We start from the raw sequence: 24139 nt of genomic DNA on the forward strand, positions 1-24139 counted from the left end.
TATACTTGCCGGCTACTGTTATATATACAGGCAAATGCGCTCCGCGGAACAAGGAAATCACAAGTATAACTGTATACTTATATAGCGCAACTTTAGCCTGCACACACGTATAAACGTACTCCAAAAATAAACGCGGCTATACTCCTGCTTTCAGAAGTATAAAGCTGACCACACAACGACGCTAAAAGATTACTAAATGGCCAAAAAGCAATTCTACGAAACAGCTAAACCACAGGAAACTGCGGTGCTGGTAGCCGTACCAAGCTACAAGCAGACAGATGCCCAGACAAAAGAATACCTCGACGAACTTACTTTCCTGACCGAAACAGCGGGCGCTACTACCCTGCACCGTTTTGTGCAGAAGCTCGACAAGCCGGACCGGGCAACTTTTGTAGGCAGTGGCAAGCTGGAAGAAATAAAAGCCTACGTACTGGAGCACAGCGTGGATATGGTGATCTTTGATGATGACCTGAGCCCCTCGCAAGTACGTAACATCGAGCGCGAACTACAGGTTAAAATTGTAGACCGCAGCTTACTGATACTTGATATTTTTGCCATGCGCGCCAAAACTGCGCAGGCACACACGCAGGTGGAAATGGCGCAGTACCAGTATCTGCTCCCACGCCTCACTAACCTCTGGACCCACCTTTCCAAACAAAAAGGGGGTATCGGTATGAAGGGCCCTGGTGAGACCGAAATTGAAACGGACAGACGTATTGTGCGCGAAAAAATATCGCTCCTGAAAGAGCGCCTGAAAAAGTTCGAAAAGCAGAATTTTGAACAGCGCAAATCAAGAGCCGGCATTGTGCGCGTGGCGCTGGTGGGGTATACCAACGTAGGTAAATCCACGATCATGAATTTGCTTTCGAAAGCCGATGTGTTTGCCGAAAACAAATTGTTTGCAACCGTAGATGCAACCGTTCGCAAGATCGTGATCGACAACATTCCGTTCCTGCTTTCGGATACGGTTGGGTTTATCCGGAAGCTGCCTACCAAACTGATCGAGTCGTTTAAATCTACGCTGGATGAAATTCGGGAAGCCGATCTGCTGCTGCATGTAGTGGATATTTCGCACCCTTCTTTTGAAGACCAGATCGAAGTAGTAAAAAATACGCTGACCGATATCAATGCTTCCGATAAACCGGTACTTCTTATCTTTAACAAAATGGACCAGTACCTGCAACAGCGCGAAAAAGAGCTGCAGGAGTTTGGCGAAGAACAGCAAGTACGTCCGTCTCTGGATGACCTGAAAGCTACGTATATGGCCAAAGAGCATGCGCCGGCCCTGTTTATTTCGGCTACCGATAAGCTGAACATAGACCAGTTGCGCGAAGAGCTGTTCAGAAGAGTGGCAGAACTGCATTACGAACGCTACCCCAACAACGTGTAAAGGCGCATCAGCGCTATTCGGCAAGCTGTTTCTGCCTGCTACACAACTATTTTAGAAGTCTATCAGTAAAATCACGAAATCAAGAGCTGGATAACCGGCCCTTGTTTTCGTGATTTTATACTATGAAGACGCTATACATTCTTAGACACGCCAAATCGAGCTGGGACTTTAACGAACTAAGTGACCACGACAGGCCGCTTAACAAACGAGGCCGCACCGATGCCGCTATCATGGGCCAGGAACTGGCCTCACGGGATGTTAACCCCGAAATTATTATATCCAGCACCGCGGTACGCGCCCTTTCTACAGCCACCCTTATCAGTAAAGAACTAGGCTTTAACCCACAGGATATCTTGTTGCGCGAGCGCGTGTACGGTGCCTCCAAAGAAGACTTACTGGAAGTGGTGCAGGAAGTAGCTACCGAAGTACAGACGGTAATGCTGGTGGGCCACAACGAAACCATTTCCGAGTTTGCCAATTCGCTTTCGCCGGAGCCTTTGGCAGCTATGCCCACCGCCGGCGTTATTGCGCTGGAATTTAACTGCGACAGCTGGTACGAGATCAGCCGCGACAATGCCCGCTTACTTTTCTTCGACTTCCCTAAAAACTACGAATAAGCTTATTTGCCCGCCGCAAGTATACTTTAACCCTTTTTATTGCCCGATTTTATGATGCAAAAACATACCGATACAACTGCTTCTGAGCAACAGCAGGCACCTTTTATAAACCGTGAGCTTAGCTGGCTGGCTTTTAATTACCGCGTACTGCAGGAAGCCAAAGACAAGACTGTTCCGTTGCTGGAGCGCATTAAGTTTATGGCTATTTTCTCTTCTAACCTCGATGAGTATTTTAAAGTACGCGTAGCCACGCTCAAGCGCCTCATCAACCTTAAAAAGAAAACACTCCAGAAGCTAGGCGATGACCCGACCGATACATTCGGGCAGGTGATAGCAGAAGTAAAAAGGCAGCAGGAAGAGTTTGGACTTGTGTACCGCGAAAGTATACTTGCCGACCTGCGCAAAGAGCACATCTATATGCTGACCGAAAACGACCTGAGCCCCGCGCAGCAGGAATGGGTAAAAGCATACTTTGCCGAAACGGTGCAGCCATTGCTCCAGACCATTGTGTTAGATGATACCGAAACCGCGCTCTTCCTGAAGGACCAGACCGTGTACTTAGGCGTGCAACTGCTGGAGCCGGTTACAGACGAATGTAAACCGGTTGGCTATAGTATGATCGAGATCCCGACTAAAAAGCATGGCGGCCGCTTTGTGAAACTGCCCACCGAAGGCGAAGAGCGCTACGTGATGTTTGTGGATGATGTGATCCGGTTTTGCCTGCCGGCCTTGTTTCCGAAGTATAAAAAGTTTGATGCACACGCCGTAAAAGTATCCCGTGATGCCGAACTCGACATTGAAGAAGATGTATCGGATAACTTGATGGCCAAGATTAAAAAAAGCCTGAAGAAACGCGAAAGTGGCTACCCGGCCCGCCTCCTCTACGACCCTGAAACGCCACAGGATTTACTGGATGCGATGATGGCACACACCGGCATTTCGGAAGACGAGCTGGTGGAAGGCAGCAAATACCACAACTTCCGCGATTTTTTCGGATTTCCGGATTTTAACTTGCCCGGCCTGAAGTATGAACCGCAGCCAACCTTAACACACCCGTGGCTGGAGCAGGAACCAAGTATAATTGAGGCCATTAAAACCCGCGATGCGCTGGTGCATTACCCTTACCAGTCATTCGGGTATGTGCTGCGCCTGTTCCGCGAAGCCGCCGAAGACCCTAAAGTACGCGCCATTAGTGTAACCTTGTACCGTGTCGCCGAAGACTCAGCCATTGCCAAAGCCCTTATAAAAGCAGCTAAAAACGGCAAACTGGTTACCGTAATTGTAGAGCTGAAAGCGCGCTTCGACGAAGAATCCAACATTTACTGGGCTGGCAAACTGCAGAAGGCCGGTGCTAACGTCATACTCGGTGCGCCCGACCTGAAAGTACACTCTAAACTTGGGTTGATCACCCGCAGCGATGAAGGCAAACTGGTAAATTATGCCTACTTAAGTACAGGCAATTACAACGAAGACACCTCTGCCATTTACGCCGACCACGCTTTGTTTACAGCCGATCCGCGCCTTACCAAAGATGTGGAACAGGTGTTTAATTTCTTTATTGATCATCAGACCGATAAAAAATTCAAGCACCTGCTGATGGCACCTATTAACATGCGCAAAGGGTTTGAAAGCCTGATAGACCAGGAAATAGAAAATGCGAAGCAAGGACTGCCAGCCAGTATGATCGTGAAGCTGAACGCACTACAGGACGAACGCATGATCCGGAAACTGTACAGCGCCAGCCAGGCCGGTGTTAAAATACAATTACTGGTACGTGGTATCTGTTGCCTGCAACCGGGCGTGGAAGGCATCAGCGAAAACATAACTGTGCGCAGCATTGTAGACCGTTACCTGGAACATGCCCGCGTCTATATTTTCCATAACAACGGCGACGAGCGCTACTACATTGCCTCCGCCGATTGGATGACGCGCAACCTGAACCGCCGCGTGGAAGTAGCTTTCCCGATCTATCAGCCTGAACTTATAAAAGAGCTCCGCCACATCATAGATCTGCAGCTGAGCGATACCACCAAAGCCCGCCACGTTGATAACACCTACGCTACGGATGGCACTGAAAAAGTAAGATCGCAGTACGATACCTATGCTTACCTGAAAGCCATGCTGCCAGCAGACCAGAAGGAAGTATAATCAAAGTATAACGCACAAAAAAGGAGCCTGCTGCAATGTATAGCAGGCTCCTTTTTGCTTTGGGTATAGTATAAACCGGAGTTTATACTATGTTATCTTCTTTTTCGGCTTTTATCCAGCATGGCACGCGGCGGCACAATAAACAGTTCTACGCTCACGTAGCCGGCCCCGGCTATATCATTGATGATCAGCTCGTCCCGGGATCCTATTTCATCGAACACGCGATTGCGGTAGTTCTGCCGGAAGCCGCCTTCCACGCCAAACCACAAAAAGTCATAAATTTCCTGCTCCAGGCGCAGTTGTGCTTTAACATCGGTGCGGCGCAATTCTATATTCCCGAACTGCGAGAGCGGCTCATCCTGCACCGACAGGTTATAGCTGGCACCTTCCAGGCGGTAGCCGGCATATAGCAGCGTTTTATCTGATACATTGTAGCGCACCTTTACGTTTGCCGGGAAGATCGCCTCTACCCCCCATTTATCGTTGTAGGTTCTGTTGTAGATAATGGCCGGGTATATACTGCGTCTGCCAAAGTTATACCCGATCTGGAAGCCAACGCCCCAGGCAAAGTAGGGGCTTTTTTTCCAGCCATACCCTACATCAATGGTCGTTCTGAGGTAGTCTGTTGTGTTGATATTATCGCGGGTATAGTCACCGTTAAGCTCACCTTTCAGGCGCACCAGGTAAAAGTTCTTCTCGTTTAAGGACCGCAGGAACACAACCTGTGCCCCTATACTTTTGAGGTTCTTGTCTTCCAGGTTTTCGTAGAGGCTGTAAGAACCGGAGTTTACGTTTTCAAAGTTATATTCTTCAAACTCGTAATCAAACCCAACTACTACCTTAGTACGAGGCTTGTTTACAACGGGCGCATTCACCTTCAGGAAAAACTGGTTGAAACGCCGCACACGGCTGTTGCCATTTCCTACGGCCGGGTTATCCGATTCGGAATCTATATCAAACTGAGGCAAGCGCTCATACCCGATCACGAGGCCTTTGCCACGGCCGGTGCCTAATACCGACGGGCTGGCATATTCAATTTCGCCTTCATCTATAACCGTTTCTGTAGCTTCTGTTTCAGTTTGCTGCGCACTGGCAACATAGGGAGCCAGTAAACAAAACGCTCCGAGTAAATATATTTTTAGATTCATGTGATGTAGTAAACAATTGATTTTAAAAGTATAAAGTATGATTTTATACTTGCCTGATGTTAAAATAAAAATCCGAATTCCAGCATCCAGAGTTTATCATACTGCCCCACCGCGTAGGTAGCCGATATTACGTTTCGGTTCAGCAGATCAACCCAAACGCCGCCGCCATAGGCTGTATGCAAACTCCGGAAGAAGCTGCCGCTCGGGTCGCTGTCCGTGTATACGCGTCCGGCATCAAATAATCCGAGTATGCCGATTTTGCCCGGCGACAAGTATAAATTATAATCAAAAAGCTGGATGCGCGCCTCCGCGTTGGCGTAGATGGCCGATGTGCCGGCAAAGCGCGTACGGCGGTAACCACGCAGGTTATCCATGCCGCCCAGGGTATTGGCCTGGTAAAAACGATAATCCCCGAAGTTATGCGAAGCGCCTACCCTGCCTGCCCATGTTAGCTGTATCGGGAAGTTAGGACTAAGGTAAAAACTGAAATCAGAAGTGATGTTGGTAAAGCTCAGTCTTTCGGCATCTACCTGCTGGTTGTAGCTGATGCGGTTGTTCATGCGCAGCCCGATGCGTGGGTTGGCCCTGGTGCCGCCGCCAATTACATCGAGGTTGGCGTACGCCACGGCTCCAATGTAATGCTGCGAGTTGAATTCGCCTTTCTCAAAGTTATAGGTGCCAGGTTCTATTCTGCCTTCGCGCGCCTCATTCCGCAGGAACGTTTCTTCATCATCGTTCAGTACTTTAAAGCGGTCGTAAGTCGGCCCGATACCCATTTTCAGGAAATGCGTGACATCCTTGTATATGGTCGCGCTGGCTCCGATGCGCTCGTACCGAACCCGGTAAAAGCTGTCATCGATATCCGCGCCTTGCTCGCTGGTATTGCCCAGGCCATAATAATTCCGTTGGAACTGAGGCCCCTGCACTAACCCATTTAAGGCTAGGTTCCAGTCGTTTATAACGTGTTTCAGATCGCCGGTGTAGCGCACGTTAAAAGAGCTCGACAGGAAAGCATAGTTCGCCTCCAGTAAGTGTTCCGATGCGTACGGCTTCTTCCTGAACTTCTGGGTGCGCAACAGTACGCCTGCTCCTAAAAATACGCCATCATCCACGTTATACTCTAGCGATAACCTCGGCCCTACATAAGGCAGCAGGTAATTATCGCGGTCGTATACGTTCACATCCGGGTAAGGCGATAATTTGAGTTTCGTTTCGGAGCCGGCATGCAGCTCGTTTCCTTCTTCGGTATCATAGAGGATGGTATACTTTTTAAGGCCTTTCACGCTGGAGCTGTCGGTGATCAGGTCTTCGTCGTTGCCACCGATAATGCGCACGATAATCCCTTTGCTCACATCCCCTGAAAGTATAAATTCGTCTTCGCCGCCCAGCCCGTACAGGCGCAGCTCTTTGGTTTCGCTTGTCAGGAAAGTGCGGTCGTATAACAGTTCGCGCACTTCACTTTCTTTCGTGATCTTGTATACCTGTAATTGTGTTTGTTCATCGTTAAGGCGCTGCACTACAAAGCGTTCGTGCTTGTCGCTTCCTGCCACATCTACCATGCGGCTCAGGTGCTCGTAAAACTCCTCGGCGGCGGCAGGCAGCTTATCTCTCCTGGATTTCAGCTTCGCCTTAATTTCCTGCCCGGACATTTCGCGCACGCTTGCCGGGAGTTCGTTTATGGCATCTTCTATCACGGCATCTGTCATGTTGGTCTTGATATCCTGGGCAATCCGTATCCAGTCCTGGCGGGTTACGCTGGAGGCAAAGGTGCGGTCAAGCGTTAAAGCACTTAAGTTCAGGCCAACAATGTCATCAAAATCATACCCAAAGTTTTGGATGTTCCGGACGCCCCATTTGCGGGTAGCCAGCCAGGGCATAATGCCGTCAGCCTTAAAGAAAGCCTGGTCACGGTCTTCGGGCACAGGGATGTAGCGTTTGCTTTTGCCATCTTCCAGGCGTTGCTCAGCCCAGCGCCATTGCCCTTCATGGCGGTCCCAGTCTCCTATCAGCATATCCAGCAGGCGGGCGCGCGCAAATTCCTGTTCATCTACGCGATGGTCGTTATCCTGATGAAGCTCTTCGAGCACTTTATCGGTGCCTACCAGGTTTTTTGCGTTTCCGAGACTGGCTGTTTCTTCGTGGTTTTCGTCGGCATCTTCTTCTAAAAACGCCATGGTGTTGCCAAACTCATCTATGTACTGGCGCAGGTACGGCGTGTTGGGTATGTATACCAGTTTGGGGTTGGCATGGTATACACCGGCGGCATCGGCCAGTTTCGGAATCACCAAAGCGCCATAGGGGTGTTGTGCCGAAATCTGATCCTGTAACAGGGCACGCGCTGCTGTTTCGCGCAGGTAATCGGGTAAGGCCAGGGTCGGGTCTTTGTCTATACTTCGGAGTTTATACTCGGTGGCATCGGGGTTCCGTACTTTAAGCGAAGCCGTTTGTTTACCGCCGCCTTTCTGGTACGGCACCAAGCCGCCAAACTCGTTTTTCATGTCGAGGACAGGTATGGTAACCGGCGTTGCCCACTCCTGGCGGTAATGTTCCCCCAGCAGCAATTTGCGCATACCGGAGGCCGTGTAGTTTTTACTGGCCGCAAGGGTAATGGTACTATCTTCGTAGTTGATATTATCCTGTACCAGCGGTTCTTCGCGGCGCGGCTTTTTGGCGTAGACAGGTGTTTTAAACGTGATCTTTCCGGTAGATCCATCTCCTTCGGGCACCCAGAATTCCGTCCATACTTCGCCGTTCTCATAGTATAACATCTTGGCAAAACCTTTGATGCGCTGCGCGTAAGCCGTTGCTTCGCCACCCGGGTTAATGTACTGGTCTTTGCAGCCGGAGCCACTAACAATGTGCGGCAGGTTGTTTATCTTGAAATACTGCAGGGCGTGCTCGTGGCCGGCAGCGTATACAATGTTATCATACTTGTTAAAGATATTCTGAAGGCCTTTTATATACGCCTGGTAACGTGGGTGTGGTATATCCTGCAGAATGCCGCCATACTTGCGCGCAAAGGGGTAAATAGAACCCACAATTGGCAACGGCAGGTACATCCAGTCGCGCAGCATGGTAAGCGGGAAAAAGTGATCTTTCAGCGTGAAAAAGCCACCATGTGCGCCGCGGCTCATCATCGGGTGGTGGCCTACTACCAGAATATCGCTGCCGCTGTTTTTTTCAATGATATCTTCCAGCTGAATAAGGAAATCGATCTCTGAAACGGCTCCGCAGTTACTGTTTTCGCCGTACGGCCTGTCGAAGGGGTGCAGCCACCATTCCGAGTCTATGGCGATCAGTACCAGGTCGTCGCTTATTTTGACCTCATAGGGGCCGGGACAGCCATTACCGGGTACAAAAAAATCGCCGCCAACTACTATGTTTTCTTCTGTGAGGTAGGAGTTTACGTAATTCTGTTCGCGCAGAATAGCTTCCAGACCACCGCGGCCGCTGTGGTTCCAGTCGTGGTTACCAGGGATCATGTATTTTTCGCCGGCATACCCTTTCAGAATATCGAGCTGGGCGTTGAGTCGTTTTTCGGATATTTCGCGGTCATACTTGCCTGGTTCCGGCAAGCCGTTGTGGTACACGTTATCACCCAGAAAGATGGTTGCACTTTTCTCGCCGGCCTCCTCCATCTGCTTTCGCATTAGGCGCAGCGATGGCTCGCCGGTTTCGAGGTTAGGCGCTCCTACATCTCCTATCAGGAAAACAGTATAAAGCAATTTATTATCCGGTGATACTTCGTTACGCTCCCAGGTAGAGGCCTCCCGGCTATAGTATGGCTCGTACGAGGCGCAGGCTGTTATAACAAAACAAAGGGCTACTTGCCAGAGGGTGCGGGTAAATAACCGCGGCAGGTAAAGTATAATTTTCTTCATAGTAACGGGAACAGTTCAGGCTTGCCGCCACAGCGCTTCATACAATGCGGGTAGATAAAAGATACTACCAATTACGATGTCTTTTATACGCGATAAAAAGGTGCTGCAGGCATGGCAAGGCTGGAATTGATAACGAGATGCGCCAATTTTTAGTTGTTGCCACTACAGCGCATATTTTGAAGCTTATCGGGGCAGGTACACTAACAATAAACTACCTTTTACCGTAACGGCAGATTAACGGGCAAAGCATCCTAAAACCCGCCTGCCATACTTGCTGCCCCGGAGACCGGCCGCAGAAGAAATATCCTTATGAAAGATTCAGAACTAATAACAAAAGCCAGCGCATACGTTTACCAGCTTTTTAAAGAAAGGCTTTCCAGAAAACTGGTATACCACAATTACCGCCATACCCTTGATACCGTAACAGAAGCGCAGAGCCTGGGCCACCTGAGCCAGCTGCCTCCGGACGAAATGGAAGACCTGCTGCTGGCTGCCTGGTTTCATGATACGGGTTATATTAATGCCTACACCGGCCACGAAGAGGAAAGTATACGCTTTGCAGAAGAGTGGCTGAGCCAGCAAAACTTTGACCCGGAGCGCATCAAACGTATTAGCGGGTGCATTGCAGCCACCAGGCATAAAACAGTGCCGCAGGGTTTGTTACAGGAAATTCTGGTAGATGCGGATATCTCCAATATTGGCAAGCCTACTTTTGTTGCAACAGCAGAACTGCTGCGTGTAGAGTGGGAAATTTACCTGGATAAGTTTTTTACTGACCAGGAATGGGCGCAGTTTCAGATCGACTTCCTGCTTTCCACGAGCTTCCATACAACGGCGGCACAGCACAAATTTGCGTCGCAGCTGGGCCTGAACATACAGCACCAGCGCGGCCAGCTGCACCAGGAAGTAAAACAGAAAAAGAAACAGCAGAAAAAAAGCAGGGAGACTTTAGCACAGCCCAAACGCGGCATCGAAACGATGTTCAGGAACACGTACCGTACGCACCTGAACCTGAGCGCCATCGCTGATAATAAAGCCAATATGATGATCAGCTTAAACGCCATCATACTTTCTGTTATTATTACCTACCTGAGCACCAAAACCTCTATAACCGGCGCCGAATTTGCACAGCACCGGTCGTTGCTTATTCCGGTGGGTACTTTGCTGCTGACTACTCTGGTTTCTGTAATTTTTGCCATCATCTCAGCGCAGCCCGAGGTCACTAGCTTATCTTTCAAAAAGAACAAAGCAATCAATACACGCAAAGTAAACCTGTTGTTCTTCGGTAACTTCACCAACCTGCCGCTCGAAGATTTCCAGAGCGGTATGCACGAGATCATGCGCGACAAAAAATCGCTGTACAATAACATGATCACGGATATTTATTATTTAGGCCATGTACTTGACCGTAAGTATAAAATCCTGCGGATTTCCTACACAGTCTTTATGGTAGGGCTGGTCTTAACAGTTATTGCTTTTGGTGTTTCGGTGGCGCTCTATTAATACACAATCTTTTTATAATTATATTTTTCTCAGGGTTAAATATTTCTCTCTACAGAATACAAAAACAGCATTTGGGCTTTTAAAGCAGGTTTCTTTGCATGTAATTGCAGTTTAAGTATATAAAGTTCGCAATTTTACGTAGCAGGATAATGCATTTCCGGTAAGTTTCTATTAAATTAGTGACTTATGGCAACTTTTGAAGAAACTAAAAACCTGCTCGAGGACTCCACTTTTTACTATATCATAGCTACAAATATGGAGGGCAAGTATACCTATATTAATACTTGCTATCGCAAAACTTTTGAGCCTATACATGGCCCTATCGTGGGCGAACCCTACGATATTACGATTCACCCAGACGATACACAGATATGCGAGGAAGTATCGGAGAAATGTTTTACACATCCTGAAAAAACTTTTCCGGCCACTATTCGGAAGCACGATGGCCAGGGAGGCTATGTCATAACCCAATGGGAATATAAAGCGCTATGGGACGAGCATAACCAACCGGCTGGTATCTTTTGCCTTGGCTATGATATAACAGATTACATGGCCTACCACGATGAACTGAAAAATACGCAATCGTTGCTGAGCCAGAAGGAAATTGTGTTGCAGGATATGCTGTTCCAGCAGTCGCATGTTATCCGGAGGCCGCTTGCCAACATTATGGGGCTGGCTAAAATACTGGAGCGGATGGATATAGATAAGAATCTGTACAACATCTGCAAAATGCTGGTTGATAGTTGCAACCAACTGGATGCCGTGATCAAAGAATCGGCAGCAAAAGCAAATAATCAGTAACTTTTTAGCACCTGATGCCCGGCTTTTTTCCAACAACCCAAGCCAGGATTATTACGGTTCTTATATTTTCTGTAGCTTTGCCAGTATAATACGCTATGCTTAAAAGTATAAGCTGATTCGGTTTATTTACTTTCAGCGGCGTTTTACTTGTCTTAAAGTATGGCCTTGTAGTTCAACGGATAGAATAGGAGTTTCCTAAACTTTAGATAGCAGTTCGATTCTGCTCAAGGCCACAAAAAATTAAAAGCAAAATTTTTTATTAAACAAGTACTAAATTTTGCTTTTAATTATACTGTGTATCAACACCTTATATACTCCTGTCTTAAAGTGATCCATTAAATTGATTTTTCGCTTTGCAGTAAAAATCAGAATTCAGCTGAAAGCATTTTGTTAACCGCATATTAGCCATTACCTTTGTGGTACTTTACAGGAAAATAATATAAAGCCTAGCCGCTTTAGTAAATATTTTTAGGTAAAGAATCGCTTCCTCTATTTCCTTTACAAGCTTAATAAAGTATTACTGCGCCGTAACAAGCAGCCAGTTTTTGCCTGCATACACCTTTATTATTTGTTTTACTGAATATGCTTAAGAAGATTTTTGTAGTAGACGATGATGAGATAAGCTTATTTGTAACAGAAATGCTTCTCCAGACTCAGTTAATGCAGGCCAACATTTCTACCTACTTCCAGGCAGAGCAGGCGCTGCAGGAACTGACGAGTTCTATTGAACGCAATACCATTCCCGAGCTTATTTTCCTTGACCTGAACATGCCTTATATGAGCGGGTGGGATTTTCTGGATCTGCTTACGCCGGTGCAGCAGAAACTCGAAAAATTGTGCCGCATTTACATTCTTACTTCAGCGGTAAACGACATCGAAGTAAACAAATCTAAAACGTATGGCCTGGTAGCCGGCTTCCTGAACAAGCCACTAAACGAAGACGTACTCGCAGACATTCTCCTGACACACTAACATATCTATCCGGCAACTTTATTTAACAGGCTGCATATAGCAAAGTATACCTGCGCAACCTGTTACATGAGAAAACAGCTATACCTTATACTTCTGAATGCCCTGCTTGTAGCTACTGGCTGCCAGGATAAAAATCATACTTCAGATACAGCACAAAGTATAAACAGCGAAAAGCTTCCGGATGATGTTATTGCTGCTGTTAAACCTCTTATTCACGGTAACCTGTATGGTACCCCGGATTTTGAGGCCAGCATTATAGCCAGTTATGATACCTTGCAAACGCTGTATATACTGGATGCCTCAGACCCCTTATTTGTAAAAGCCCGCATTAAACAAGATAGCCTCCTGACAGGCTATATACCCAAGGTAATTTTACCGGATTACACCAGGCGCTAACTTTATACTTTTTTTAAAATGAGAAAGGCTGCACTTTAACAAATGCAGCCTTTCTCATTTTAGTTTATTGCAGTTACTTTATCACAACACGCCGGACCACACTGAAGCTATCTGTTTCCAGTTTTACGTAATACAAGCCTTTGGCCTGGCTGTTCAGGTCTACTGTTTTGCTGAACGTATTATCGGTTCTGGTGAGCGTTTCGCGGTAAATCTCGTTCCCGATCACGTTCATGATGCTGAAACGAGCCTGGCGGTCGGTCAGGTTAGCAACCGAAATCGTAAAAACACCGTTGCTTGGGTTGGGGTATATTGTTATCTGCTGTTCGTTGCGGTCGGTGTATAAAGCTTTTTCTTTCTCCTCCTGTTGCAGGCTTCCGGCAGCGGGCTTGCGCTCCTGGCCCTGTACCTGCAGTACAGATAAAGAAATAAAGACAAAGAGTATAATTTTTTTCATAGAATCCGGTTGATTTAACTTCTTAATTTCCGAACAAAAGTCGTTCCATTAATAAAACGGTTTGCCCTATAATTTGTTCTTGTATTTTACACTAAATAAAATGCACTGATTATCAGGCAGTAAAAGTAATGATTGGACAAATTTGATACCTACTTCTAACCCAAAAATTTTGCAGGAAATCGTCATTATCGGAGGAGGGCTAGCCGGCCTGGTAAGTGCCCTGGAGCTAAGCAAAGCTGGCAGGCAGGTTATACTTATCGAGAAAAAAGGATATCCTTTTCATAAGGTTTGCGGCGAGTATGTATCAAACGAAGTGCTGCCTTATTTACACCGTTTAGGCCTGAACCCTTCCGATCTGGGAGCCGCTACTATTCATCAATTCCTGTTATCATCCCCAAAAGGAAATACTCTTACCGCTAACTTAGCAACCGGCGGATTTGGCCTGAGCCGCTATACCTTGGATAACCATTTATATGAAATGGCAAAGGCGGCAGGTGTTAGCTTTAAGCTCCATACTTCGGTTAACCATGTTACATTTGCTGACGATACTTTTACGGTGCAGTTATCGGATGGCGGGCAACTGGAAGCAAAGGTGGTTTTAGGGGCTTATGGCAAGCGCACCAACTTAGACCGCCAGCTGAACCGCCGCTTTTTCCGGATGCGCTCCCCGTATATTGGTGTTAAATACCACATCCGTTACCCCGCCCCTGCCAACCAGATTGCGCTGCACAATTTTAAGGATGGCTATGCCGGTATTTCGGCAGTGGAAGGCGGTACGTACTGTTTGTGTTACCTCACCACGCGCCAGAACTTAAAACAGCATGGTACCATTGCCGCCATGGAACAAGCCATACTATACCAGAACCCACACCTGAAGCATATTTTCGAGACCGCCGAGTTTCTGTTCGAGCAGCCCGAAGTGATAAACGAGATTACCTTTGCCACCAAAACCTGCATCGAAAATCACATACTGATGTGCGGCGACGCAGCCGGTATGATTACGCCTTTATGCGGCAACGGCATGGCCATCGCCATCCATACCGGTAAGCTAGCGGCAGAGCATGTGCAGCATTACTTTAGCAACGGCCATAACCGCCAGCAACTCGAGCAAAACTATGCCCGCTCCTGGAAAAATCAGTTTGAGAACCGCCTGCGTGTAGGCCGTACGGTACAGCGCCTTTTTGGCGCCGAAATCTTATCCGAAGTGGCAGTGGGCACTTTAAAATATATGCCAGCTGCAGTAAAGCTTCTGATCGCGCAAACTCACGGCAAACCTTTTTAAGGGGATTGCGCGCCTGGCTACATCTATTATACTTTTGCTTGCGTAGTGTAGAAATGTGTTTCAGGTGCCGGGCTTTTAGTTTTAAGCTGATCGGACGGTTTCTCTTTCTTCCTTTACAAGAACTATTGGGCCGGTTTCCGGTTTAGCAATTGTTTACTTATCCATGAAGCACAGCATAAAACAAACTACCCAAAACCTACTGCATGAAGAGCTACCTATGCGCCATCGGCACGGCTAACCCGCCGCATAAAATACCCCAGATGCAGATTGCTGACTTTATGGCGACGGCCTTACAATTTGATGAAACGGAAACGCGTAAACTCAAAGCCTTGTACCGGGTTTCCGGTATTGCGCACCGCTACAGCGTACTGCAGGATTACGAACGGCAGAACGGCGATTTTACATTTTACCCTAACCACGTAACCCTCGACCCTTTTCCGACCGTGCAGCAGCGCATGGATGTGTATAAAGAACATGCCGTAAACCTCTCGGAAGAAGCTGTGCGGAATTGCCTGCAGCAAGTGCCCGCCGTTACCTTGGAAGAACTCACCCACCTGATAACAGTAAGCTGTACCGGTATGTATGCGCCCGGCCTGGATATTGAGCTGGTGGAGCGGCTTAATTTAGCACGGAGCGTACAGCGCACTGCCGTAAACTTTATGGGTTGCTATGCTGCTTTCAACGCCTTAAAACTAGCCGATTCTATTTGCCGGGCCAACCCGGAAGCGAAAGTGATGCTGGTGTGTACCGAGCTTTGCACCATCCATTTTCAGAAGTATACACAACCAGACCATCTGGTATCGAATGCGCTTTTCGGGGATGGCGCCGCAGCTGTGCTGATGCAGGGCAAACCATGCCAGGAACTCAGCCTGGAGCTGCAGTCTTTTCATTGTGATCTAGAGCCAGCCGGCAAACGCGAAATGGCCTGGCACATCGGCGATACCGGTTTCGAAATGACGCTTTCCTCTTACGTACCCGACCTCATCAAAAACGGCATCAAACAACTGACCGAACGACTGCTGCAAGGCTTAAAAACAACTGTAGAAGAAATAAAACATTTTGCCATACACCCCGGCGGCAAACGCATACTGGAAGTAATAGAACAGGAACTCAGCCTTACCCGCCACGACAACCGCTATGCCTACCAGGTACTCCGTGATTTTGGAAATATGTCGTCGGCTACGGTATTGTTTGTTCTGAAAGCGATGATGCAGGACCTGACCCTGAAAGATGCGAACGAACCGGTCCTCAGTTTCGCGTTTGGCCCCGGCCTGACCCTGGAATCTATGCTGCTAAAAGTACACTATGCCCCGGCTGACGCATCGCTCTAACGAACCCGAGTTGATGGACGACCTTACCCTTTCGGGGGAGGAACTGCGCCGCAACCTGGACGAGCTGGAAGTAATTAACCACTGGCTGGGCGGGCATAAAGTAGTGCTGGATGCGCTGAACAAACTTCCGCTCAAAAAAGGCCAAACCCTTCGGATGGCAGATATAGGTTGCGGCGGCGGCGATACCCTGAAAAGTATAGCCAAATGGGCGCGGCACAAAAGTATAAAAGTGGAATTGACAGGGATAGATGCGAACGCGTTTATGGTGAATTACGCCCGCCAGAGATGCACCGAATTTCTGGAAATTGCCGTGCAACAGTACGATGTTTTTTCGGAAGATTTTGCCGCACAAAAGTATGATGTGATTGTTTGCAGCCTGTTTTGCCATCATTTTACAGACGAACAATTAACAACTATGTTCCGGCAGTTTTATAGCCAGGCAAGTACAGCTGTTATCATCAACGATTTGCACCGCCACTGGCTGGCGTATTACAGCATCCACTATATCACAGCACTTTTCTCGAAATCATACTTAGTAAAAAACGATGCGCCATTATCAGTTTGGCGGGCCTTCCGAAGAAATGAGTTAAATCAACTGGCAGCGCAGGCCGGCATTACGAAGTATAAACTACGCTGGATGTGGGCTTTCAGGTGGCAGCTTGTCTTTCTGAAGTAATTTATACTTTGCGCTAAAAGAAAATGTGCTGCGCCAGCCTGAACGTATTGGCGTGTGCCTCCACAATATGCGCGATCTGCTGCGAGTAGCCACCTCCCATACTTACCGTTACCGGTATTTTGTTTTTGTGGCAGATTTCCAGTACCAGTTGGTCGCGGGTTTTGCAGCCTGCTATACTCATACCCAGTTTGCCCAGCTTATCGGTTGCTAGCACATCCACCCCCGACTGAAAAAATACGAATTCTGGTTGCTGCTCTTCCAGTAACCGCGGCAACGTACTCTCTAAAATCGTTAAGTACGTCTTGTCATCGGTGCCGTCTGCCAGCTCAATATCCAAATCTGATTTCTCTTTATGGAACGGGTAGTTTTTGCCGCCGTGCATGCTAAATGTAAACACGCGTGGCTCGTTTCGGAAGATCTGCGCCGTACCGTTGCCCTGGTGCACATCCAAATCCACGACCAACACTTTTTTTATACTTTTATACTTTAGCAGGTAGTTGGCCGCAATGGCAATATCATTCAGCAAACAAAAACCTTCCCCCCTATCCGTGAACGCGTGATGCGTGCCGCCGGCTATGTTCATCCCAATACCAGCTTCCAACGCGAAAAGGCTGGCTTGTAACGTACCGTTCATGATGATGACTTCACGGTCGATGAGCTGCCCGGATAAGGGGAACCCCGTTTTGCGAATCTCGGAAGGCGTTAGCTGCAGGTTACGGAGCCGGTGCCAGTACGTTGCATCGTGGGTATCGAGAATATACTTTTCGGCAAGTGGTTCGGGTGCGAACAGGTTTTGAGGTGTGATGGTGCCTTCGTACAAAAGCTGTTCGGGCAGTAATTCATACTTCGCCATCGGGAAGCGGTGCGCTGCGGGCAGGCTATGCGCAAAAACATCAGACCAGGCAATTTTTAACATCATGCAAAGCTAACATAAATACAGATACTGATGTTTTGCAACCGTTCCAAAATAGCTTTTCAGGAGTGCTTGCTTTACAGAAACAGTGCAAAAACTAATGGATTTAGCAGCAATTTAAGCAAAGTGGATAAGTTACCCAAGTATGGAGAAATGAAGCCGTTTAAACCTTTCCGGATGTGGATAAATGTGGACAACTCTGTTTATTAACACTAGTTATCCACTTTTATGTGTTAAGCAACCGTTAATAAACACAAATTTGTGTCAAAAATGGGTAAGAACTCCTGTAATTATCAAATTTTTAGCATGGCATGCTAACAACTTTACTAAACGAAATAAGCTAATGCAGCACATTTAAACATCCAATTTTTAAAAGTGCTTTTCCGTAGCGTGGATGCAGAAATTCGTAAAGTATACTTCCTGTATTTTAACCCGTATAAAAAGATTGCCTCCCTTAAAGGCCGCATCATTTATATAAGCATTAACCTATGAAGAACATTCTACTTATACATTCATTTCTCGCTTTAAACTTAACCGCAGCCGCCCAGATAACCGGACCAACCATGCAGCAACAAGACCATAATGTGTCTAGTTATGCGTTTGCTCCTAATGCCGGCATCGGTATAAAAGGCGGCGTTAACTTTTCGAATATCCGAGGCAGCGACACAGGTAATTTAGGCAACACAAGTGGTCATACTAATTTCCATGCCGGTGTTTTTGCGCAGTTCCCGATCGGCGACCATTTTTCGGTGCAGCCCGAAGTACTTTATTCGCGCAAAGGTTATGAGCTGAACGATGCCATTTTCCGTTTCGATTACCTGGAGCTTCCGGTGCTGGCCGCTTATAATATCACAAACCATATTAGTGTGCACGCAGGCCCGCAGGTGGGCATTATGTTATCGGCGAAAGAGGAAGGTAAAGAAGTAGACCTGGAACCTTACAACACGTTTGATTATGGCGTTGCCGCCGGGATAGAAGGGCACTTCAGCCGTTACAGAATTGGCGCACGCTATAACCTGCATTTCGCAGACCTCCGAAGCCAGGACCTGAATGGCAACAACATTAACGAGGACATCAAACACCGCGTGGCACATATTTACGTGGGTGTCAGCTTCTGAAAGCGTTGTTTATACTTCCGGATTTATACTTTACAAACGCCTGTTTTTATACTTATTTGGCCGCATCGGCAATCATCGCCCTACACTCACATTAACATGGATTTGTTGTTTGCTGATTTATACTTTCAGAAGTAAAGTATGCGAAAAGCGGCCTTGTTACGTTTCAACACCGACACCAAAACAATAGCTTATGAAAAAATTGTTTTGCCTGATGCCTGTTTTATTGATGGGTTTCGCGGCTCATGCGCAAAACGAACCACTGGTATCTTTTAACGCCAGCCAGGCCGAAATTATACGGATCGGGATGCTGGTGCTGGGCGGCTGGGCTATTCTGAATATTGTGATCGGTGGGTTTAAACTAACCAAGGCCAGCAGAAGCAAAAAATTCTTTTTCCAGATGAGCCTGTACTGGAACATCGTTAACCTGTGCATTGCAGGTGCCTCGCTTTATACGTTGCTTTCCGAAGATGTGGCCGTGCGCACGCTGGCAGAAAGTTTACAACAACACGAGTTCTACAAAAAGATCTTATACTTGAATATCGGGTTGGATGTGGCGTACTTTTTCCTGGGCAAATACCTGCAGCAACGCGCCAGCCTGTCGGCTAAAACGGAGCAACTGCAGGGCTGGGGAAGCGCTATTGTATTACAGGGTTTGTTCCTGTTTATACTTGACCTTGTGCTGGTTGTGTTACTCGAGGGACTTGCGCCGCAGCTTTTCAGGTTAGTGGCAGCAAGCTAAATAAGCGTAAAAATAAAAGCCCGTAAGTATAACCTACGGGCTTTTATTTTAAAGTATAAATGGTGCTTAGCTATTATGCTTTCCTTCTGCAAATTCCTCGATCATCTTTTTATTGAATGCCGGGATATCGTCTGGTTTGCGGCTTGTAACTAATCCATTGTCTACTACCACTTCTTCATCTACCCACTCAGCGCCGGCGTTTTTAAGGTCGGTTTGCAAAGTATGGTAGCTGGTCATGCGGCGGCCGTTCAGTTTCCCGGTTTCGATCAGCGTCCAGGGGGCGTGGCAGATGGCGGCTACAGGTTTGCCCGCTTCCATAAAGCTGTTCACAAAAGCTACGGCTTCTTTGTTCACGCGCAGTTTGTCTGGGTTCATAACGCCGCCAGGCAATAATAAACCATCGTAAGTTTCCGGCTGTACCTCGCTTAATTTCTTATCTATTTTAAAGCTGTCACCCCAGTCGGTATGCTGCCAGGCTTTTATTTCGCTGTTCTTGTTAGGTGAGATGATGTGCGCTTCGGCTCCGGCTTCTTTTAGCGCCTCCATCGGCTTGGTAAGCTCTTCCTGCTCAAATCCTTCTTCTACTAATACTGCTATTTTTTTGCCTGCTAGTGTTGCTGCCATGTTAAGTTTGTTTAGGTTAAATGTGTGTATCTACATGAATAAACGAACACAGGTACTTTTAGTTTTGAGGAGGTATCAAAGTATGGCTTCCGGGTAAAGTATGATTTCTGGTAAAATATATTTTTTGAATATTCTTTGGTGTGAACGGAATTAATGCATTAAGTTTGCACTGTTTAGAATAAGTCTAAATAAATTCAGAAGACTAAAAGAGATAACAGCTCCCAGCCATTATCCCTTAAAGCCAGCTACTTATATTATACTAATCACCTGTTTACATCATGATCCGGAAAAGTATACTTCTCTGTTCGCTTACCTTGTCTGTACAATTTGCCTGGGCCCAAACCATCAAAGGCTATGTATTTCAGAAAAACGGCGCGCCCTTAACCTCTGCCAGCGTAGTAATCGAACAGACACCTTACAGCACCATTACCAACGACGAAGGCGCTTTCGAACTGCCTAAATTACCGAAAGGCACCTACAAGGTTAGAGCCATGCTGATGGGGTATGAGAATGTTAGTCAGCAGATCACATTCAACAGCCTACAGGATACGACCCTTACGTTTAAACTTTCCCCGAAAGAGCAGCAGATCAGAGAAGTAGAAGTTTTCGGGGAACGCGATAAGCAACCGGAAAAGCTGGATGCCATTACGCGCCTTCCGCTAAAGCCAAGCGAGCAGATACAAAGCATTTCGGTTATTTCAGAAAAACTGATCGAGCAGCAGGGCGCCCTTACCGTAATTGAAGGCGTACGAAATGTGCCGGGCGTTTATACGTATTCAACCTATGGCGGCGTGCGCGAAAGTATCTCATCCAGAGGTTTCCGGGGCATACCAACGCTTAAGAACGGTGTGCGCGTGCTAACCGATTTCCGTGGCATGGGTTTTTCTACGGATATGCAGGGCGTGGAAAGTATACAGGTTCTGAAAGGTGCTTCGTCTATCACGATGGGTGCGGCTACTGACCTGGGCGGACCAGGCGGTATTGTGAATATCGTAACCAAAACGCCAAAGTTCGAAAACTCGGGTGCAATTTCGTTTCGTGCCGGCAGCTGGGGCCTGATCCGTCCTACGTTTGATGTGCAGCGCGTGCTGGATAAAGACAGTAAAATTGCGGTTCGCTTAAACGGTGCCTACGAAAATGGCGGCAAGTTCCGGGATAACATGGACAACGAATCGTTTTACATCAACCCGTCTGTGGAGTGGCGACCAGATGCCCGCAACACCCTTACCCTGGAGATGGATTACTACAAGGAAGAACAGGCAATTGATGCCGGAACTGTAAACTTATCTGTTGGCAACAAGGAAAATAAGATCTACGACCTGCCGACAAACCGTTTCCTGGGTTTCGAAACAGACAAGACCGACATTAACCATACTACCCTCACGGCTCGTTACAAATATGATATCAACAACAGTTTGTACTTGCGCGCCGCCGTTTTCTATTCTGATTACGATGCAGATGGCATCCGTACCGGTTTGGCAGCAGCCAGAGGAGCAGGCATTAACACCACACAGGTAAACATCTACAACCGCTCTATCGCGCACAACCAGGCCCGCAAAGACCAGAGCACTGTAGCGCAACTAGACTTTGTTGGTAAAAAAGTAAAGACAGGCAGCTTCCTGCATACGTTCCAGTTAGGAGCTGATTACCGCTATATCGACCTGAGCCAACCAGTTTACAATACCATCGCCATCGACCAGATCGATGTACTAAACCCAAATACGGTAACAAACAAACTGCCTGAAAACGTACCGGCTTTCCAGCAGACAGGCGGCACACAATCTTATGACTACCGTTTCGGGGCTACGTTCCAGGATGTGATCCAGCTTACAAAATGGGCGCGTGTGTATGGCGGCGTACGGTACAGCACAAACAAAACCAAAGACAATGGCCAATCAAGTGTTACGTCTGAGTTCTGGAACCCACTGGCGGGCGTTATGTTCTCGCTAAGAGAAGGCCTCAGCGTTTTCGGATCGTACACCAACAGCTCTAACCCACGCTCCGCTTCTGTGGTAGATGCAAACGGCAACCCGCTTGGCTCTGAGCGCATCGACCAGCTGGAAGCAGGTATAAAATCTGAGTGGTTTGCGGACCGCCTTCGCTTTAACCTGACGCTTTTCAAGATTAACAACAAAGACATGAACCTGCAGGCGTTTGAAGTGGATGCCAACGGCATTGTGCAGCCAACCGGTTACTATGTAAAAGGAGGCAACGACGAGCGCAAAGGTATTGAAGTAGAACTGACAGGCCGCATTCTGGATAACCTGGAGGTAATTACGGGCTACTCTTACATTGATGCACAGTTTAAAGACCATACCACTTTTGTACCTGGTTCGGCTCCGAACAATACACCGAAACATACTTTTAACGCCTGGGCTAATTATACCATTGCTACCGGTTTATTTAAAGGCCTGAATGCTGGTTTGGGAGCTTACTACTTAGGCGAGCGCCCTTATAACGACTGGACGCAGGAAGGTGTACAATACCACGCCATCGACCCGAACACAGCGCCCTGGTATAACAAAGCTTACACCATTGTAAATGCACAGCTGGGGTACGAGTTTCAGAAGCAATGGAGCGCGCGTTTACTGCTGAACAATATCTTTGATAAAACAGGCTACGATGCGTACAGAACCAGCTTTATCGATAGAATTCAGCCACGAAATGTATCAGGTGTAGTTACCTATAAATTTTAATTAGAATAATTCTAAATAATTAAAAAAAGCTGCCGATATTTGTTACGGCAGCTTTTTTATTTTCTAAACTTTAGCATCAACCTGTTCAGACCCAAACGTTTAAGATCATCTAACATGAAAAAGAAATTTACTTTCAGAAAACTATTCAACGATATCCACTTGTGGCTGGGTATTGCCAGTGGCCTTGTATTGTTTATTGTTTGCCTGAGCGGTACGGTGTACACGTTCCATACCGAAATAGACGAAGCCCTGAACGCACCCAAGTATACTGTAGCGGCCGCTGCCAACATGCAGCCTTTGTCGCCGGATGTACTGAAAGCGCAACTTGAAAAAGAACTGAAAGGAAAAGTAACTTCTATTGAAATACCTGCTGCCAAAGACAAGCCCTACCGTTTTGGTGTAGCGAAAGCAGAAGGTGGCAAAGGCGAAGACAAACGTGCCCAAGCTGCAGCCGGGCCGGGCAAGGAATCAAAAGGCAAAGAAGGTGGCAAACCGAAAGAAGGCAAAGGAGGCGGCGGACGTGGCACCACGTACCTCGTAAACCCTTACACGGGCCAGGTACAGGGCACAACCGAGAGTGCTACTTCCGAGTTTTTCTCCACCGTTATGAAACTGCACCGCTTCCTGCTGGTAGAAACCGAAAACCCAGAGGAGGTGAACATTGGCAAGATTATCGTGGGCGGCTCTACTATCATCTTTATTTTCCTGATCATTTCGGGCCTGGTAATCTGGGTACCGGCTAAAGCGAAAAACTGGCGACAAGGCCTTAAAATAAAGACCAGCGGCAACTGGAAACGCACAAACCACGACCTGCACAACTCACTTGGCTTCTACTCCTCTATCCTGCTTTTGATTATGGCAATTACCGGCCTTTGCTGGTCTTTTGAGTGGTACCGCGACGGCTTAAGCGCTGTGCTGGGCGAAGAAGTTTTTAAAGGACGCAAAGAAAAGCCGCTTCCGTCTAACTTGCCGGCCAACGGCGATTACGCCACACTCCCGGTAACTGATTTCGTGCAGCGCGCCACAACTATTTTACCTTACGAGGGCAACACCCGCATCTCGCTTCCCGCCGATTCGGCTGCTTCTGTAGTGATCACAAAGTATAAATCAGGCTTCTTTACGCTAACCGCTTCCGATAAAGTACAGCTAGACCAGTACACCGGCGAGCCACTTAAAATAGATATCTTCTCTGAAAAACCATTGAACGTACAGCTCGCGGCTTCTATCAAGCCTTTGCACTTAGGCGATATTTACGGCACGTTCTCCAAGATCATTTATTTTATTGCCTGCTTAATTGCTACCAGCTTACCAATAACCGGTACTATTATCTGGATAAACAAGCTGCGCAAGAAACCGAAGAAACGTAAGTCTCAGAAAGCCGAAAGAGCCGTTAGCGTACAAGGCGTGTAACATTTTTTGTGCAGGCTGGTTTTATACTTCCGAAACGAAC

19 protein-coding genes and 1 tRNA gene are annotated in these 24139 nt (G+C 47.4%); 15 read left to right on the plus strand and 5 right to left on the minus strand.

All coding sequences use genetic code 11. From position 1 onward, the window contains the following. The first annotated feature begins 196 nt into the window (after positions 1-196). The 3 genes from hflX to ppk1 all read left to right on the plus strand — a co-directional run bounded on the left by hflX (position 197) and on the right by ppk1 (position 4155). Positions 197-1390: a GTPase HflX gene (hflX, locus tag DP923_RS02910; RefSeq protein WP_112304175.1), complete on the plus strand. Its 1194-nt coding sequence runs from the start codon at positions 197-199 to the stop codon at positions 1388-1390. A gap of 122 nt (positions 1391-1512) precedes the next feature. Then, a complete protein-coding gene (locus DP923_RS02915) occupies positions 1513-2007 on the plus strand; it encodes a SixA phosphatase family protein (RefSeq protein WP_112304177.1) in 495 nt (164 codons plus the stop codon). Between the two features lie 51 nt (positions 2008-2058). Then, positions 2059-4155, plus strand: a complete 2097-nt coding sequence (gene ppk1 / locus DP923_RS02920) for a polyphosphate kinase 1 (protein ID WP_112304179.1) — start codon at positions 2059-2061, stop codon at positions 4153-4155. Positions 4156-4247: 92 nt separating this feature from the next. Here ppk1 and DP923_RS02925 read toward each other — a convergent pair whose 3' ends face one another. Together DP923_RS02925 and DP923_RS02930 are read right to left on the minus strand one after the other, a co-directional pair. After that, the gene (locus DP923_RS02925; protein ID WP_112304181.1) at positions 4248-5303 is read right to left on the minus strand and encodes a DUF6268 family outer membrane beta-barrel protein; all 1056 of its coding nucleotides are present in this window, start codon (positions 5301-5303) and stop codon (positions 4248-4250) included. Positions 5304-5362: 59 nt separating this feature from the next. Next, entirely contained in the window at positions 5363-9184 is a 3822-nt protein-coding gene (locus DP923_RS02930) for a BamA/TamA family outer membrane protein (protein ID WP_112304182.1), read from the minus strand. A gap of 309 nt (positions 9185-9493) precedes the next feature. Between DP923_RS02930 and DP923_RS02935 the strand changes: the two genes are divergently transcribed. The 5 genes from DP923_RS02935 to DP923_RS02955 all read left to right on the plus strand — a co-directional run bounded on the left by DP923_RS02935 (position 9494) and on the right by DP923_RS02955 (position 12856). Further along, entirely contained in the window at positions 9494-10687 is a 1194-nt protein-coding gene (locus DP923_RS02935) for a Pycsar system effector family protein (protein ID WP_112304184.1), read from the plus strand. Positions 10688-10873: 186 nt separating this feature from the next. After that, complete coding sequence (locus DP923_RS02940; RefSeq protein ID WP_112304186.1) at positions 10874-11488, plus strand: hypothetical protein; 615 nt, start codon at positions 10874-10876, stop codon at positions 11486-11488. A 161-nt stretch (positions 11489-11649) separates the two neighbouring features. Next, a tRNA-Arg gene (locus tag DP923_RS02945) sits at positions 11650-11721 on the plus strand. 349 nt (positions 11722-12070) lie between these two features. Next, positions 12071-12460, plus strand: coding sequence for a response regulator (locus DP923_RS02950; RefSeq protein ID WP_112304187.1), 390 nt, complete (start codon positions 12071-12073; stop codon positions 12458-12460). Positions 12461-12526: 66 nt separating this feature from the next. Further along, a complete protein-coding gene (locus tag DP923_RS02955) occupies positions 12527-12856 on the plus strand; it encodes a hypothetical protein (protein ID WP_112304189.1) in 330 nt (109 codons plus the stop codon). Positions 12857-12929: 73 nt separating this feature from the next. Here the strand turns inward: DP923_RS02955 and DP923_RS02960 are convergent, their stop codons facing one another. Continuing rightward, positions 12930-13310 carry a T9SS type A sorting domain-containing protein gene (locus DP923_RS02960; RefSeq protein ID WP_112304191.1) on the minus strand — a complete coding sequence of 127 codons (381 nt, stop codon included), beginning with the start codon at positions 13308-13310 and terminating at the stop codon, positions 12930-12932. A 169-nt stretch (positions 13311-13479) separates the two neighbouring features. Between DP923_RS02960 and DP923_RS02965 the strand changes: the two genes are divergently transcribed. The 3 genes from DP923_RS02965 (at position 13480) to DP923_RS02975 (ending at position 16599) form a co-directional block, all read left to right on the plus strand. After that, a complete protein-coding gene (locus DP923_RS02965; protein WP_112304785.1) occupies positions 13480-14592 on the plus strand; it encodes an NAD(P)/FAD-dependent oxidoreductase in 1113 nt (370 codons plus the stop codon). A gap of 203 nt (positions 14593-14795) precedes the next feature. Further along, the gene (locus DP923_RS02970) at positions 14796-15923 is read left to right on the plus strand and encodes a type III polyketide synthase (protein ID WP_112304193.1); all 1128 of its coding nucleotides are present in this window, start codon (positions 14796-14798) and stop codon (positions 15921-15923) included. Further along, a complete protein-coding gene (locus DP923_RS02975; protein WP_239020915.1) occupies positions 15898-16599 on the plus strand; it encodes a methyltransferase domain-containing protein in 702 nt (233 codons plus the stop codon). The genes DP923_RS02970 and DP923_RS02975 overlap by 26 nt, the downstream gene beginning before the upstream one ends. 13 nt (positions 16600-16612) lie before the next feature. On the opposite strand, the gene DP923_RS02980 is transcribed toward DP923_RS02975, so the two are convergent. Continuing rightward, complete coding sequence (locus DP923_RS02980; protein WP_112304197.1) at positions 16613-17515, minus strand: histone deacetylase family protein; 903 nt, start codon at positions 17513-17515, stop codon at positions 16613-16615. A 485-nt stretch (positions 17516-18000) separates the two neighbouring features. Between DP923_RS02980 and DP923_RS02985 the strand changes: the two genes are divergently transcribed. Then, on the plus strand, positions 18001-18630 hold the full coding sequence (locus tag DP923_RS02985) for a porin family protein (protein ID WP_112304199.1): 630 nt from the start codon (positions 18001-18003) through the stop codon (positions 18628-18630). A gap of 190 nt (positions 18631-18820) precedes the next feature. Next, positions 18821-19369 (plus strand): DUF6992 family protein, encoded by a 549-nt coding sequence (locus tag DP923_RS02990; RefSeq protein ID WP_239020916.1) that lies wholly within the window; start codon positions 18821-18823, stop codon positions 19367-19369. Between the two features lie 66 nt (positions 19370-19435). Here DP923_RS02990 and DP923_RS02995 read toward each other — a convergent pair whose 3' ends face one another. After that, positions 19436-19993 carry a type 1 glutamine amidotransferase domain-containing protein gene (locus tag DP923_RS02995; RefSeq protein WP_112304201.1) on the minus strand — a complete coding sequence of 186 codons (558 nt, stop codon included), beginning with the start codon at positions 19991-19993 and terminating at the stop codon, positions 19436-19438. A gap of 278 nt (positions 19994-20271) precedes the next feature. On the opposite strand from DP923_RS02995, the gene DP923_RS03000 reads away from it, so the two are divergent. Then, a complete protein-coding gene (locus DP923_RS03000) occupies positions 20272-22689 on the plus strand; it encodes a TonB-dependent receptor (RefSeq protein WP_112304203.1) in 2418 nt (805 codons plus the stop codon). Positions 22690-22803: 114 nt separating this feature from the next. Next, positions 22804-24099: a PepSY-associated TM helix domain-containing protein gene (locus tag DP923_RS03005; RefSeq protein WP_112304205.1), complete on the plus strand. Its 1296-nt coding sequence runs from the start codon at positions 22804-22806 to the stop codon at positions 24097-24099. Positions 24100-24139 lie beyond the last annotated feature (40 nt).

Origin of the sequence: Pontibacter arcticus, assembly GCF_003284895.1 — a bacterium.
Lineage (GTDB): Bacteria > Bacteroidota > Bacteroidia > Cytophagales > Hymenobacteraceae > Pontibacter > Pontibacter arcticus.